Consider the following 15,790-nt stretch of genomic DNA (forward strand, 5'->3'; position numbering starts at 1 on the left):
AGTGGTGGGGCCACGCCTGCGCGCCGCCCCGCCCCACCCGTCGACCGGTCGCTCTGCGGAATCGGTCGCGGTATCGGGTCCCGGGCGGGGCGGATCAGGCCCTGCGAGGCGGGACGGTGGCGGGGGGTAGCTGTCACGGGAGTGGGCGGCGGGCGGGATGTGTTGTGGCAAGGTCGAGGCATGGCAGCGGAGAACCCTTGGCGCGACCTGTTCACCCCGAGCGGCACCTACCTGAACACGGCATCGGTCGGGCTTCCGTCACGGCAGACGGCTGACGTGGTCCGCAGCCACGTCGAGCAGTGGGCCGCCGGCGAGCTCGATCTGATGGCCTACCACGACACGATGGACGAAGCGCGGGAACGCTACGCCCGACTCACCGGTCTACCGGTGGATTCGGTCCACCTCGGCAGCCAGACCTCGGTGTTGGTCGGCCAGGTCGCGGCCTCGCTGCCGGACGGCGCCGACGTGGTGCTGGCCGAGGGGGACTACGCCTCCCTCAGCTTTCCGCTGCTGGCGCAGCAACCGCGGATCAGCGTCCGGGTGGTCCCGCTGACCGGGTTGGCTGACGCCGTCGGAGAGCGGACCACCCTGGTGGCGGCGTCGACCGTGCAGTCCGCGGACGGGACGGTGCTCGACCTCGCCGCGGTGCAGCAAGCGGCGGCCCGGGTCGGCGCAGAGCTGCTGGTGGACGCCACCCAGTCGGCGGGCTGGCTACCGCTGGACCTGTCGGCGGTCGGCTACACCACCTGTTCGGCCTACAAGTGGTTGATGGCTCCCCGCGGGGCGGCGTTCGGGTCGGTTCGTGCCGACCTGGTCGAAGGGCTCACCCCGGTCAACGCCAACATGGCCGGTGCAGATCCGGCGTCCGGCCTGTACGGCAGCGTCTTCACGCCTCGTGGCAATGCGCACCGGTTCGACGTCTCCCCGGCCTGGCCGGCATGGGCAGGCGCGGTGACCTCCCTTGATCTGCTCACCAGGATCGGGGTGCCGGCGATCCATGCGCACGACACCGCCCTGGCAGCACGATGCGCCGAACAACTGGGCGTCGCGTCCCATGACTCGGCGATCATCGCCGTCCAGGTGGCCAGCGACCCGCTGGCGACTCTGGCGGCAGCCGGGGTCACCGCCGTCCAGCGCGCGGGGCGGCTGCGGTTGGCCTTCCACCTGTACAACACCGAGGCCGACGTCGACCGGGTCGTGGAGCTCATCAAGCCCTTCCTGCCTTGACGTCCCCGCGCGACACCCCCCGACGAAGGGCATACCCCCGGCCCTGCCGGGGGTATTTTTTCTCCGCTATGGTCACTCCATGAGCGACGCTCGGGTTGGAGTGGACGGTCCGGCATCAGATGCCCTGCTGGCGGTGGGCAAGTTCTTCTCGCGCTGGGACGAGACCGATGACGGTCGCGCGGTGTTCCGCAAGGGCGGGCGCGCGGGAGACGTCTTCTACCGGGATCGGTGGAGCCACGACAAGGTGGTCCGATCCACCCACGGGGTCAACTGCACCGGCTCGTGTTCGTGGAAGGTGTACGTCCGCGACGGCATCATCACCTGGGAGTCGCAGCAGACCGACTACCCCTCCACCGGCGCCGATCGGCCGGAGTACGAACCGCGCGGCTGCCCGCGCGGGGCGGCGTTCTCCTGGTACACCTACTCCCCCACGCGGGTCCGCTACCCGTACGGCCGTGGGGTCCTGATCGACATGTACCGCGAGGCGCGTCGCCGGCTGGGCGACCCGGTGCTCGCGTGGGCCGAGATCACCGGTGATCCGGAGAAGCGTCGCCGCTACCAGCAGGCCCGGGGCAAGGGCGGCCTGGTCCGCATCTCGTGGGACGAGGCGATGGAGATCGCCGCGGCGGCCCAGGTCCACACGATCAAGGCCTACGGTCCGGACCGGATCAGTTCGTTCTCCCCGATTCCGGCGATGTCGATCGTGTCGCACGCGATCGGGACCCGGTTCAACCACCTCATCGGTGGCGCGATGACGTCCTTCTACGACTGGTACGCCGACCTGCCGGTCGCGTCGCCGCAGGTGTTCGGCGACCAGACCGACGTCCCGGAGTCCGGCGACTGGTGGGACAGCACGTACCTGATGATGTGGGGCTCCAACGTCCCGGTCACCCGTACGCCGGACGCCCACTGGATGGCCGAGGTCCGCTACCGCGGGACGAAGGTGGTGTCGGTCAGCCCCGACTACGCCGACAACACCAAGTTCGCCGACGAGTGGCTGCCCGCCCAGGCCGGGACCGATGCCGCGCTCGCGATGGCGATGGGGCACGTGATCCTCAAGGAGTTCTTCGTCGACCGTCGGGTCGACTTCTTCACCGACTACGTCAAGCAGTTCACCGACCTGCCGTTCCTGGTGCGCTTGGTCGACCATCCCGGCGGACAGGGCCTGGTGCCGTCGAAGTTCCTGACCGCCAAGGACCTCGACCCCGCGACCGAGGCGGCCGATCCGGCGTTCAAGCTGGCACTGTGGGACAACGCGACCCAGGCCCCAGCGATCCCGAACGGGTCCATGGGGTTCCGCTACAACGACGCCGACGAGGGTGACTGGAACCTCGACCTGGGCGACATCGACCCGGCACTGTCGATCATGGAGACCGAGGGCTGGGAGTCGGCGCAGGTCGCCCTGCCGGCCTTCGTCGACCCCTCCGGTGCCGGCTCGGTGCTGCAGCGTGGGGTTCCGGCCCGGCGGGTGGGTGATCACCTGGTCACCACGGTGTTCGACCTGATGCTGGCGCAGTACGGCGTCGCCCGCGGCGACCTGCCGGGTGAGTGGCCGTCCGGCTACGACGACCCCAGCACCCCGTACACCCCGGCCTGGCAGGCCGAGCTCACCTCGGTGCCGGCGGAGGCGGCGGTACGGATCGCGCGCGAGTTCGCCACCAACGCCGAACAGTCCGACGGCCGTTCCATGATCATCATGGGGGCCGGGATCTGCCAGTGGTTCCACGGCGACGTCACCTATCGGGCGATCCTGGCGATGTTGATGTTGACCGGCTGCATGGGCCGTAACGGTGGCGGCTGGGCCCACTACGTCGGCCAAGAGAAGTGTCGCCCGCTGACGGGGTGGTTCAACCTGGCCAACGGCCTCGACTGGTCCCGACCACCGCGGACCATGATCGGCACGGCCTATTGGTACATGCACACCGACCAGTGGCGTACCGACGGCTACTCCGCCGATGCACTCACCTCCCCGTTGTCCGGTGGCAGCATCGACGGCATGCACACCGCCGACGCGATCGCGCTGTCGGCCCGGCTCGGCTGGATGCCGTTCTATCCGCAGTTCGACCGGAACCCGCTCGACCTGGCCGACGAGGCGATGGCGGCGGTCGAGGCCGGCGAGTCGCCCGACGTCGGCAGTTGGGTGGCCGAGCAACTCAAGTCGGGCAAGTTGCGCTCCGCGATCGAGGACGTCGACGCCCCGGAGAACTGGCCCAGAACCCTGACCCTGTGGCGATCCAACCTGTTCGGGTCGTCGGCCAAGGGCAACGAGTACTTCCTGCGTCACCTGCTCGGCACCCACCACAACGTCCGTGAGAACCACCACGGCAACGACCAGCGGCCCAGCACCGTGACGTGGCACGAGGACGCCCCGGAGGGGAAGCTCGACCTACTGCTGAGCGCGGACTTCCGGATGACCTCGACCACCCTGTTGTCCGACATCGTGCTGCCGGCGGCGACCTGGTACGAGAAGCACGACCTGTCCTCGACCGACATGCACCCGTTCGTGCACGCGTTCACCCCGGCCATCGACCCGCCGTGGGAGGCCCGTAGTGACTTCGAGGTGTTCCACCTGCTGGCGACCGAACTCTCCAAGCAGGCAAGGACACATCTGGGGAAGCGGTACGACCTGGTCGCCACCCCGATGCAGCACGACACCCCCGGCCAGATCGCCCAACCCGGCGGGGTCGTCCCGGACTGGCGGGACACCGCCCTGCCGGCGAAGCCGGGCCTGAACCTGCCCAACCTGACCGTGGTCGAGCGGGACTACACCGCGATCGCCGACAAGCTGGCGACCGTCGGGCCGCTCGCCGACCGGCTCGGCTTCACCACCAAGAACATCACCTTCGACGTCACCGAACAGGTCGGCCAGCTCGGCCAGCAGAACGGGGTGATGTTGGGTGGTGCCGGTGAGGGCCGACCGGCCATCGACACCGACGCCAAGTTCGCCGAGGCGGTGTTGATGTTCTCCGGCACGACCAACGGTGCCCTGGCGGTCCAGGGGTTCGAGCACCTGGAGAAGCGAACCGGGCGACGGCTCGCCGACCTTGCCGAAGGGTCGGACGAGAAGCGGATCACCTTCGCCCAGACCCAGGCCCAACCGGTCCCGGTCATCACCTCCCCCGAATGGTCGGGGTCGGAGACCGGCGGCCGCCGCTACGCCCCGTTCACCATCAACATCGAACGGCTGAAGCCGTTCCACACCCTCTCGGGCCGGATGCACTTCCTGCTGGACCACGACTGGATCAACGACGTCGGCGAGATGTTGCCGACCTACCGACCGCCGCTCAACATGCACCGCCTGTTCGGCGAGCCGGAGCTCGACAGTGAGGGTTCCGCCTCGATCCAGGTCCGCTACCTGACACCGCACTCCAAGTGGTCCATCCACTCCGAGTACCAGGACAACCTGTTGATGTTGTCACTCTCGCGCGGTGGCCCGACGGTGTGGATGAGCCCGATCGACGCCGCCAAGATCGACGTCGCCGACAACGACTGGGTGGAGTGCACCAACACCAACGGGGTGCTCGTCGGTCGGGCCATCGTCAGCCACCGGATGCCGGCCGGTGTGGTCTACGTCTACCACGCCCAGGAGCGCACCATCGACGTCCCGAAGTCGGAGGCGACCGGCCGCCGCGGCGGCATCCACAACTCGGTCACCCGGTTGCTGGTGAAACCGACCCACCTGATCGGCGCGTACGGCCAACTCGCGTACGCGTTCAACTACCTGGGTCCGACCGGCAACCAGCGCGACATCGTTTCGACCGTCCGCAAGCGTTCCCAACAGGTGGAGTACTGATGATCATGGCCGAGTCCGCGACGGACGACGGGAGCTGACGATGCGGGTGATGTGCCAGGTCGGCATGGTGATGAACCTCGACAAGTGCATCGGGTGCCACACCTGCTCGGTGACCTGCAAGCAGGCGTGGACCAACCGCGCCGGCACCGAGTACGTGTGGTTCAACAACGTCGAGACCCGGCCCGGGCAGGGGTATCCACGGCGGTACGAGGACCAGGAGCAGTGGCGCGGCGGCTGGACCCTCAACAACCGGGGCCGGCTGAAGCTGAAGAGCGGCGGGCGGTTGTCGAAGCTGTTCGGCATCTTCGCCTCCCCGGTGCAGCCGGAGCTCGCCGACTACTACGAGCCGTGGACCTACGACTACGCCACGCTCATCGACGCACCCCTGGGCGACGACTTCCCGGTCGCCCGCCCGAAGTCGTTGATCACCGGCGAGGACACCAAGATCAGCTGGTCGGCCAACTGGGACGACGACCTCGGCGGGGCGCCGGAGATGGGTCACCTCGACCCGGTCGTGGAGAAGCTGCGCAGCGAGGCGAACGACAAGATCAAGTTCGACTACGAGCAGACGTTCATGTTCTACCTGCCGCGGATCTGCGAGCACTGCCTCAACCCGTCGTGCATGGCCTCCTGCCCGTCCGGGGCGATCTACAAGCGCTCCGAGGACGGCATCGTGCTGGTCGACCAGGACCGCTGCCGTGGCTGGCGGCAGTGCATCACCGGCTGCCCGTACAAGAAGATCTACTTCAACCACCGGTCCGGCAAGGCCGAGAAGTGCACCTTCTGCTACCCGCGGCTCGAGGTGGGCCAACCGACGGTGTGCGCGGAGACGTGTGTCGGCCGGCTGCGCTACATCGGGGTGTTCCTGTACGACGCCGATGCGGTGACGGCGGCCGCCTCGGTGTCCGACCCGCAGGACCTCTACCAGGCCCAGCTCGACCTGATGCTCGATCCGGACGACCCCGAGGTGATCAAGGCCGCCCGGGCCGCCGACATCCCCGAGGACTGGCTCACCGCGGCCCGCAAGTCACCGGTCTACGCGCTGGCGAAGAAGTACAAGGTGGCGCTGCCGCTGCACCCGGAGTACCGCACGATGCCGATGGTCTGGTACATCCCGCCGTTGTCACCGGTGGTCGACCTGCTGCGCGACCAGGGCCACGACGCGGAGGCGCCGGAGAACCTGTTCGGTGCGATCGACGCCCTGCGCATCCCGGTCGAGTACCTCGCCGAGCTGTTCACCGCCGGTGACACCGACGAGGTCGACCGGGTGCTCAAGGTGCTCGCCGCGATGCGGTCGTACATGCGCACGGTCACCCTGTCCGGACGTGGCCGGGACGCCTCGATCCCTGCCAGCGTGGGGATGAGTGAGGACGAGCTCTACCAGCTGTACCGGCTGCTGGCGATCGCGAAGTACGACGAGCGGTACGTCATCCCGACCGCACACAGTGAGCAGGCGCACAACCTCGAGGAGATGGGTTGCTCGCTCGACGTGGACGGTGGCCCCGGGATGCAGGACAGCCCGTTCGGTGAGGCCAGTGGACGGCCGGTGCCGGTCGCGGTGGAGACCTTCCAGGCGTTGAAGAACCGACAGACCTCGGAGCACGCCTCGAGCGACAACCAGCTCGCCGGGCGGGTGAACCTGCTCAACTGGGACGGCAACGGCTCACCGCCCGGCCTGTTCCCGGGTGAGGGGCCGGAGGAACGGCCATGAGGCGGCGAAAGGCCGACCTGGTGGTGTGGCAGGCGGCCAGTTGGTGTCTGTCGTACCCCGACGAGGACTTGCTCGCCCGGCTGCCGATGATCACCCGTGCCCTGGCCGACCACCGGCGGCTGGAGCCGTTCCAACCGCTGTTGACCAGGCTGGCCGAGCGGCCGCTCACCGAGCTGCAGCCGTGGCACGTCCGGGAGTTCGACATGTCACGGCGGCACGCCCTGCACCTGACGTACTGGACCGACGGTGACACCCGGCGGCGCGGCACCAGCCTGACCCGGATCAAGCAGGCCTACCGCGACTCCGGGCTGTTGGTCGACACCCACGGTGAACTGCCCGACCACCTGCCGATGGTGCTGGAGTTCGCCGCCGTCGGCGACCCGAAGCGGGGCAGACAGCTGCTGATCGAGTTCCGGCCGAGCCTGGAGCTGCTGCGGATGGCCTGTGAACGCGACGACCTGCCCCATGCCGGTGTCGTACGGGCCGTCTGCGACACGCTGCCCGGTCAGGCACCCCGTGACCGGTCCGAGGCCCTCGCGTTGATCAACCACGGCCCGCAGGTCGAGACCGTCGGCCTCGAACCGTACGGCGCCGGCCTGCCGCCCGGCGACCCGCGCCTGCTGCCCCAACACCTGACGCCGGCGAGCGGAGGCTGATCATGGAGACCGTGCTCTGGGGAGTGCTGCCGTACCTGGCGCTGGTGGTGCTCATCGCCGGCACGATCTGGCGGTACCGCTACGACCAGTTCGGCTGGACCACCCGGTCGTCCCAGCTGTACGAGTCGCAGCTGTTGCGGATCGCCTCCCCGCTGTTCCACTTCGGCATCCTGGGCGTCCTGATGGGGCACATCGTCGGGCTGCTGATCCCCAAGTCGTTCACCGACTGGGTCGGCATCAGCGAGGAGCTGTACCACGCCACCGCCCTGATCGTCGGCGGTCTGGCCGGGTTGGCCACGCTGGTCGGCATCGTGATGCTGATCTACCGGCGACGCACCACCGGCCCGGTGTTCATGGCGACCACCACCAACGACAAGGTGATGTACGTCTTCCTGGCCGGCGCGATCCTGGCCGGCATGGCGGCCACCTTCTTGTCCCTGGTGCCGTCGGACGAGCACCACAACTACCGCGAGACCGTGTCGGTCTGGTTCCGCTCGTTGTTCATCCTGCAACCGGACGTGGCCGCGATGTCGGCGGCGACCGTGGCGTTCAAGGTGCACGTGGTGGTGGCCCTGCTGCTGTTCGCGTTGTGGCCGTTCACCCGGTTGGTGCACGCGTTCACCGCACCGGTGCACTACCTGTTCCGCCCCTACGTCGTCTACCGGTCCCGCGACGACGACCGGCAACCCGGCCAGGTGTCCCACAAGGCCTGGCAGCCCGTCGGCACCCCTGATCGTGAAAGTCGGAGGAAGCAGCGGACATGACCCCGACCTCGACCCCGACCGCCCCCGCCACCGCCGGGGTCACCGAGCACCGGGGCGCCCTCGCCCAGGTCGTCCTCGCCACCCTCGCCTCCGCGGTGGGGTTCTGGGCGTGGATGATCATCTCCCCGCTCGCCAGCACGTATCGCGAGTGGATGTCCCTCGACTCGGCCCAGCAGTCGCTGGTGATCGCGACGCCCGTGCTGGTCGGCTCGCTGGGCCGCATCGTGGTCGGCGCGATGACCGACCGGTTCGGTGCGCGCCGGATGTTCGTGGTGATCCTGCTGCTGCCGGTCCCCGCCGTCATCGCCGTGATGATCGGCGGGGTGTTGACCAGCTTCTGGTTGTTGTTGGTCGCCGGCTTCTTCCTCGGCATCGCCGGCACCATCTTCGCCATCGGGATCCCGTTCGCCTCGGCCTGGTTCCCGCCACAACGTCGCGGCCTGGCCAACGGCATCTTCGGGATGGGCATGATCGGCACCGCGGTGTCGGCCTTCCTGACCCCACGCCTGGTCTCCTGGATCGGTTACGTACCGACGCACCTGGTGGTGATCGGGCTGATGATCGTGACCGCGGCCGTGGTCTGGTTCACGATGAAGGAGTCGCCGAGCTGGCAGCCGAGCAAGGCCAAGCTGGTGCCGAAGGTGGCCGGCGCCCTCAGACTGCCGGTGACCTGGCAGATGTGCTTCCTGTACGGCATCGTTTTCGGCGGGTTCGTGGCGTTCTCCACCTACCTCCCCACCTACCTGAAGGACGTGTACGACGTCGGCCTCGCCGGAGCAGGTGCCCGGACCGCCGGATTCGCCGTCGTCGCCGTGGTGCTGCGTCCGATCGGTGGCGTGCTGGCCGACCGGGTCGGCCCGTGGCTGATCACCTGCTTCTCGTTGACCGCGGTCGCGGTGCTGGCCTTCCTGGTCAGCCTGCGGCCGGCCGGTGAGATCCCCACCGGGACGATCTTCCTGCTGATGGCCGGCGCCCTCGGCCTCGGCATGGGGGCGGTGTTCGCGTGGGTGCCACGACGGGCACCCGCCGACCGGGTCGGCGCCGTCACCGGAGTGGTCGCCGCCGCCGGTGGGCTGGGCGGCTACTTCCCGCCGTTGATCATGGGCGCCACGTACGACCCGGCCGCGCGCAGCTACGCGATCGGGCTGTGGCTGCTGGTGGCGACCAGCCTGGTCGCGCTGGTCTTCACGTTGATCGTGATGCGGCCCCGCCGAACGTCGGCCGAGGCCGGTGAATCACCGGCCGAGGCGTGACACCCGGACTACAGTTGGTGGCAAGCCGTCAAAGGGGAGGAGCTGCATCATGATCATCGTTGGCTACACCGGCTCATCGGACTCGACCCGAGCCGTGGAGTATGCGGCGAAGCTGTCCTGGCGAATCGGTACCGGACTCCGGATCGTGCACGCCTTCGACATGCCCACCATCGACGTCCCGATGGGCCCCGAGGTCATCCCGCCCAGCAAGGACGAGGCCTCCGACTGGTACCGCGAGGTCACTGACGAAGCCACCGAGGTGGCCCGACGGGCCGGCGCCCAGCAGGTCGAGACCGTCGTCGAGGTCGGACCGGCCCACGCCGCACTCATCACCAACGCGACCGAGGACGACCTGATCGTGGTCGGCAGTCGAGGTCGCGGGGAGTTCGCCTCGGCCTTCATGGGATCGGTCTCCTACCAGGTCTCCGCACACGCTCCCTGCCCGGTCGTGGTGGTCACCTGCCACGCCGACCTCGACCGGAACGGCCCCGTGGTGGTCGGCGTCGACGGCTCCGAGCCCAGCCAGCACGCCGCCGACCTGGCCTCGGACTGGGCGAACCACGAAGGCATCGACCTGGTGCTGGTGGCGGCCTGGCAGACCCAGACGCTGATCGGCATGGCCGGTGGCTGGGCAATGCCGGTGATGCAGGACGCCACCGACCAGATCGAGCAGGGCACGGTGGTGATGGTCGACGAGGTGAAGTCACGACTCGCCGAGCGCCACCCGGACCTGACGGTCACCGCCACCACGGTCCCCGGTGACCCGGCAGCTGCCCTGGTCGAGGCCTCCCGGGACGCCTCCCTGTTGGTCGTCGGCAGCCGTGGCCGCGGTGGGTTCGCCGGTCTCCTGCTCGGTTCGATCAGCCATCGGGTGCTGCACGACGCGACGGTGCCGGTCGCGGTCGTACGGTGAGGCCCATCTGAGCCGCGGTCGGTGTGGCAGGCCGATCGGAGGTGGCCGCCACGTTACGGTGTGCGCGTCGGATCGGAGGTGGAGCCCATGGCCGGATTCCTGAAGGGCCTGCAGGACCTCGTCCTGCTGATCGCCCGGATCTGCCTCGGGGTGGTCCTGATCAGCCGCGGTTGGCGTCGGTGGCAGGACACCGGGGTGGACTGGCAGGCCGACTACCTGGCACAGTTCGGCACCCCGTACGCCGAGTACGCGGCTTGGGGGGCCACCGTGTTGGAGATCGTCGGCGGCATCTTCCTGATCGTCGGGGCGTTGACCCCGCTGATCGCGCTCGCGATCGTCGTCGAGCAGGTGCTGATCATCGTGTGGACCAAGTGGTTCCGCGGTCTGGCGCTGCACAGCGACGTGGCGGGCACCGGGTACGAGTACACCGTCATCACCGCCTGCCTGGCCCTGGTGTTCCTGGTGTTCGGCGCCGGCCGGTTGTCGGTCGACCGGCTGTTCCGGCGGAGCCCGGACACCGAGCAGGACCCGTACGACGAGTACGCAGCCCCCTGATCACGTACGGCCAGACACGGGTCCGGCGACATCGGGAACACGACGTCCGTCAGTTGACCCCGTCGCCGATCCGGTCGCGGCCGCGTGATTGTCTGGCCGGGTGACGACGAGCGGCGACCAGCAGACCCCGGAGCGCCGGTCGCCGACCTTCGGACTGACGCTGGTGCTGGCCTGTCTGGCGATGTTCGGCCCGTTCTCGATCGACACCGTGTTCCCGGCGTTCAAGGCGATCGGTGAGCAGTTCGGCGTCGGAACGGTCGAGCTGCAGCAGATCACCGGGGTGTACCTGTTCAGCTTCGCGGTGATGAGCCTGCTGCACGGACCGGTCTCCGACGCCGTCGGCCGCAAACCGGTGATCATCATCGGCACCCTCTGCTACGCCGCCGCGTCGGTCGGCTGTGCCCTGTCGGTCAACCTGCCGATGCTGCTGGTCTTCCGTGCCCTCCAAGGGATGTCGGCCGGGTCGGGGCAGATCATCAGCCGGGCCGTGGTGCGTGACATGTTCGAGGGCCCGGTCGCACAGCGACTGATGGCCCAGATCATGATGATCTTCTCCGTCGCCCCGGCGGTCGCACCGATCATCGGGGGCTGGCTGCTCGTCGCCGGCGACTGGCAGGTCATCTTCTGGTTCCTGGCCGCCTTCGGGGTGGCGATGTGCCTGCTGACGGTGCTGGCGTTGAAGGAGACCCACCCGCCCGAGGACCGGACACCGCTGCGGCTGCTGTCACTGGTCACCGGCCTGGTCGGGGTGGCCCGCCACGGCGCCTTCGTCCGGCTCGCCCTCGCCGGGTCGCTCGGCTTTGCCGGCCAGTTCCTCTACATCGTGTCCGCCCCCATCTTCATCGTCGACCTGCTGGGCTACGGCGAACAGGACTTCTGGATCTTCTTCGTGCCGATGATCGGCGGCATGGTGATCGGTGCGTTCATCAATGCCCGCCTGGCCCACCGCGTCACCGGCCTGCAGCTGGCCTCGGTCGGATTCCTGATCGCCATCGGGGCCGGAGTGCTCAACGTCGTGGTGTCGGCACTGCCCGGTGCCCCACTGATGCCGTGGGCCGTGCTCGGCCCGAGCCTGATCTCGTTCGGGATCGCGCTGTGCTTCCCGATCCTGCAGTTGGCGATGCTGGACCTGTTCCCGCACAGCCGAGGCGCCGCCGCCTCGATGCAGTCGTTCGTCCAGCTGCTGTTGAACGCCGTGCTCGCCAGTGTGGTCGCACCACTGGTCACCGGCACGGTGCTGCAGCTGGCACTGACCAGTCTCGGATTCTCCCTGGTCGGGTTGGTGCTGTGGGGGTGGCACCGGCGCAGTGTGCTGGGCCCGCGGAACCAGTTGCGCTAGGTGCCTGATCATTTCGCCTGGTCGTACGAGTCGACCACGGCCACGTTGAGCGCGAACTCGACCCCGAAACACCCGAACAGCAGCGCACCGGCCCGATGGGCGGCCTCCCGAACCGCGTCGGCAACGGCTTCGGCACAGTCGACGGGGGCGTGCACCATCACCTCGTCGTGCAGGAAGTAGACGAGTTCGGGCCGAGTCCCGTCGGCCGACCGGATGCTCGTCAGCGCACGTCGCAGGTGGCCCAACCAGCACAGCGCCCACTCCGCGGCGGTCCCCTGGACCACGAAGTTGCGGGTGAACCTGCCCCAGTCGCGGCTGGCGCGACGAGCCCACCGCTCGGCTTCGACACCGGCGTCGGGCTGTTGGGCCCCCGCCTGGGCCTCCTGCCAACCGTCATGGGGTGCCGGAGAGGTGCGACCGAGCCACGTGGTCACCTGTTCGCCACGCTCCCCCGCCCGGGCGGCACCTTCGACCACCCCCATCGCCTTCGGATAGGCTCGCGCCAGTCGCGGCAGCAGCGCGCCCGCCTCTCCGCTGGTGGAGCCGTACATCGCCGCCAGCACAGCGATCTTGGCGTGCTCGCGGGTGTCGATCACGCCCTGGTCGACGAGGCCTTGGTAGAGGTCGGCGCCCTGGCACGCGGCGGCCATCTGCTCGTCGGCTGCCATCGCGGCCAACACCCGCGGTTCCAGTTGGGCGGCGTCGGCGACCACCAACGTCCAGCCCGGCTCGGCCCGGACGGCACCCCTGATCTGTCGGGGCAACTGCAGGGCACCCCCGCCCCGGCTGGCCCACCGACCGGTGACCACACCACCGGCCACCCAGTCGGAACGGAACCTGCCCTCACGCACCCAGCTGGCAAGCCAGGCCCAGCCGTTGGCACTGTGCAGCCGGGCCAACTTCTTGTACGCCAGCAGGGGTTCCACGACCGGATGATCGAGTTGCTCCAACTCCCACTGTCGGGTCGAGCTGACCTGCAGCCCGGCCCGACGCAGCGCCTTGAGCAGCTCGACCGCCGAGTCGGGGTTGAGATCGCGGGCGTCGAGGGCTGCCCGGATCCGGCCGACGAGGCGTTCCATCAGCACCGGCCGCCCACCCCACGGATCCGGCTCACCCAACAGGGTCCGGAGTTGTCGATCATGGTGCTCGACGTCGAACGGAACCCCGACCTGGTTGAGCTCCTGGGCGATCAGGCCACCGATCGACTCGGCATGGCAGAGCAGCCGCAACCGACCGCCGTCGGCCCTGGTCACCGCCGCCAGGGTGTCCTGCTGGGCCCGGTGCTCGGCGAGCACCTCGGCGATGCCCGGCCCGGTGACGGCACTGTCGAACAGGGTCGGGCCGGTGTCGGCGAGTGGCGCTTCGGCCGGCGCGTCCCAGGCCGAGGACTCGGCCAGCGCGATCGGCAGTCCCGCAGCGCCATGGGCCCGGCGCAGGATCTGGTGCACCAACCGCAGGTCGACGGCTCGATCGACCCGGACTCCGGCGCGCAGCAGCGCGGGATAGCTCTGGGACGAGTCGGCCCAGACCCAGCGGGTGTCGGCGGGCTGGTCGGCGACCCAGCCGGGCAGCTCGGCCGTCGGCAGCGTCATCGGTTCGTCGTCCCGGAGCAGGTTGACGTGGTCGGTCCCGGGCGCCACGACCACATCCACGCCACCGACCCTAGCGACTCGGTGTCGATCTGGCTCAGCTGCGGCAGAAGTCGACCAGTGCCTCGTTGAACTCCCGGTGGTGGCTGACGTTCAGCCCGTGGGGGCCACCGCTGATCAGCACGACCCGGCTCCCGGTGACGGCCTCGTGCGTCCGCTTGCCCGAACCCTCGAAGGGCACGATCTGGTCGGCGTCACCGTGGATGATCAGGGTCGGCACGTCGATCTTGGTCAGGTCGTCGCGGAAGTCGGTGGTGCTGAAGGCGTGCTGACAGGCCAACGCCGCCTGCTCGTCGGACTCCCGGCACAACGCCAGGGCCTCCTGACGCTGGCTGTCGGTGACGGCGAGCTCGCCCCCCGCGGTGAAGAACGCCTTGGTGAACCCGTCGAAGAAGAGCTCCCGGTCCTCGGTCAGCGCAGCGGCGCTGCCTTCGGCAGCCTCCGGGGGCAGCGGTCCGTCGGGGTTGTCGTCCCCGTGCAGCAGGTACGGCGGCACGGCAGCGGCGAAGACGACGCTCGCCAGCCGTTCGGTGCCGTGGCGAGCCATGTACCTGGCCACCTCACCGCCGCCCATCGAGAAGCCGACCAGGGTGACGTCGGTCAGGTTGAGCTCGGTGAGCACAGCGGCCAGGTCGTCGGCGAGGGTGTCGTAGTCGTACGCGTCGAAGTCGGTGCCACTGCGGCCGAAGCCGCGCCGGTCGTAGGTGATCGGACGCAGCCCGGCATCGGTCAGCGCCGGCACCTGCAGTGCCCACGCCTGACCCGACATCGGCCAACCGTGGATCAGCACCACCGGTCGGCCGGACCCTCCCGGATCGTCGACGTGCAGTGCGAGCGTGTTCAACAGCCCGGAGTGGGCGGGCGCCTCGGCCATGATCAACTCCCGGTGGGTAGAGACCTGCGACAGCTTCTCGTACGGACACCACCGACTCTAGTCGCCTCCATCTCCGGTGGGCCCGTGGGCCCCGACGCCCGGGGTCAGACGAGGCCCTTGCTGGTCAGGTACTCCTTGGCAACGTCCTCGGGGCTCTTGTGGTCGACGTCGACCGACTTGTTCAGCGCGGTCAGGTCGGCGGTGGTGAGCACCTGCTGCACCGCGTCGAAGGCGGCGACCGCCTCGGTGTTGTCGGCGACCGCGGTGGCCACCAACGGGATCACGTTCTGCGGCAGGATCATCAGCTGCGGATCCTCCAGCATCACGTAGTCGTTGTCGATGATCGCGGCCTCGGTGGTGAAGAAGGTGGCGACCTGGATCTTGCCGTCGTTGAGGTCCTTCACCTTGATCGCCGGAGTGTCGTAGGTGCGGAACTCCTTGAACACCGCGCCGTAGATCGCCTCCAGCCCGGGCGGGCCGTACGGCCGTTCCTGCAACTCCGCGGGACCACCGAGGATCGAGTCGGCGGCGATCTTCTTCAGGTCGGCGAGCGAGGCGATGCCCTGGGTCTCGGCCGTCATCTGGGTGACCACGTACACGTCCTGGTCGGTGGCCTCCGACGGGCTCAACACCGCGATCTCGTCGCCGACGGCCTCCTGCAGCGCGGCCTCGATGTCCTCGGCCGTCTGTGCGGGGTTGCCCTCGTCGAGGAACTGCAGCAGGTTGCCGGTGTACTCGGGGACGGCGTGGATGGAGCCGTCGCGCAGTGCGGTCAGGTAGACCTCGCGGGAGCCGATCCGGTGCTTGGTGCTCACCGTCAGCCCCGCAGCCTGCAACGACTGCGCGTACAGCTCGGCGAGCACGACCGACTCGGTGAAACCGGCCGAGCCGACGACGATCTCCTCGACCGCGCCGCCCGAACCGGACCCGGACTCCGTCCCGGTGCCCGGGCTGCCACCTCCCTCCATCGGGTTGGTGGGCTGCCCACACGCCGTCGCGGTCGCGGCGACGCCCAGCGCGGCCAGGCTGAGTCCGAAGGTACGGCGGTCCATGATC

12 protein-coding genes are annotated in these 15,790 nt (G+C 69.1%); 9 read left to right on the forward strand and 3 right to left on the reverse strand.

Annotated features, from left to right (window positions below; all coding sequences use genetic code 11):
- The first annotated feature begins 180 nt into the window (after positions 1–180).
- The 9 genes from ACQBAU_RS16795 to ACQBAU_RS16835 all read left to right on the forward strand — a co-directional run bounded on the left by ACQBAU_RS16795 (position 181) and on the right by ACQBAU_RS16835 (position 12,211).
- A complete protein-coding gene (locus tag ACQBAU_RS16795; protein WP_465255520.1) occupies positions 181–1,227 on the forward strand; it encodes an aminotransferase class V-fold PLP-dependent enzyme in 1,047 nt (348 codons plus the stop codon).
- A 79-nt stretch (positions 1,228–1,306) separates the two neighbouring features.
- Positions 1,307–5,020, forward strand: coding sequence for a nitrate reductase subunit alpha (locus tag ACQBAU_RS16800; protein ID WP_465255519.1), 3,714 nt, complete (start codon positions 1,307–1,309; stop codon positions 5,018–5,020).
- Positions 5,021–5,060: 40 nt separating this feature from the next.
- Complete coding sequence (narH, locus tag ACQBAU_RS16805) at positions 5,061–6,731, forward strand: nitrate reductase subunit beta (protein ID WP_434550993.1); 1,671 nt, start codon at positions 5,061–5,063, stop codon at positions 6,729–6,731.
- On the forward strand, positions 6,728–7,387 hold the full coding sequence (gene narJ / locus ACQBAU_RS16810) for a nitrate reductase molybdenum cofactor assembly chaperone (protein WP_434550994.1): 660 nt from the start codon (positions 6,728–6,730) through the stop codon (positions 7,385–7,387). Before narH ends, narJ begins: the two co-directional genes overlap by 4 nt.
- Positions 7,388–7,389: 2 nt before the next feature.
- A complete protein-coding gene (narI, locus tag ACQBAU_RS16815) occupies positions 7,390–8,151 on the forward strand; it encodes a respiratory nitrate reductase subunit gamma (protein ID WP_465255518.1) in 762 nt (253 codons plus the stop codon).
- Positions 8,148–9,404, forward strand: coding sequence for a nitrate/nitrite transporter (locus ACQBAU_RS16820; protein WP_434550996.1), 1,257 nt, complete (start codon positions 8,148–8,150; stop codon positions 9,402–9,404). Before narI ends, ACQBAU_RS16820 begins: the two co-directional genes overlap by 4 nt.
- Before the next feature lie 49 nt (positions 9,405–9,453).
- Complete coding sequence (locus ACQBAU_RS16825; RefSeq protein ID WP_434550997.1) at positions 9,454–10,317, forward strand: universal stress protein; 864 nt, start codon at positions 9,454–9,456, stop codon at positions 10,315–10,317.
- Between the two features lie 87 nt (positions 10,318–10,404).
- A complete protein-coding gene (locus tag ACQBAU_RS16830) occupies positions 10,405–10,872 on the forward strand; it encodes a DoxX family protein (protein WP_434550998.1) in 468 nt (155 codons plus the stop codon).
- Positions 10,873–10,972: 100 nt separating this feature from the next.
- Positions 10,973–12,211 (forward strand): multidrug effflux MFS transporter, encoded by a 1,239-nt coding sequence (locus tag ACQBAU_RS16835; RefSeq protein WP_434550999.1) that lies wholly within the window; start codon positions 10,973–10,975, stop codon positions 12,209–12,211.
- An 8-nt stretch (positions 12,212–12,219) separates the two neighbouring features.
- Here the strand turns inward: ACQBAU_RS16835 and ACQBAU_RS16840 are convergent, their stop codons facing one another.
- From ACQBAU_RS16840 to ACQBAU_RS16850, 3 genes are all read right to left on the reverse strand, one after another.
- Positions 12,220–13,863, reverse strand: coding sequence for a bifunctional 3'-5' exonuclease/DNA polymerase (locus ACQBAU_RS16840; protein ID WP_465255517.1), 1,644 nt, complete (start codon positions 13,861–13,863; stop codon positions 12,220–12,222).
- A gap of 34 nt (positions 13,864–13,897) precedes the next feature.
- Positions 13,898–14,734, reverse strand: coding sequence for an alpha/beta fold hydrolase (locus tag ACQBAU_RS16845; protein WP_465255516.1), 837 nt, complete (start codon positions 14,732–14,734; stop codon positions 13,898–13,900).
- A gap of 104 nt (positions 14,735–14,838) precedes the next feature.
- Positions 14,839–15,786 carry an ABC transporter substrate-binding protein gene (locus tag ACQBAU_RS16850; RefSeq protein ID WP_434551002.1) on the reverse strand — a complete coding sequence of 316 codons (948 nt, stop codon included), beginning with the start codon at positions 15,784–15,786 and terminating at the stop codon, positions 14,839–14,841.
- Positions 15,787–15,790 lie beyond the last annotated feature (4 nt).

The organism is Carbonicoccus niuqiaonis (assembly GCF_050157065.1).
Classification (GTDB): domain Bacteria; phylum Actinomycetota; class Actinomycetes; order Propionibacteriales; family Propionibacteriaceae; genus Avipropionibacterium.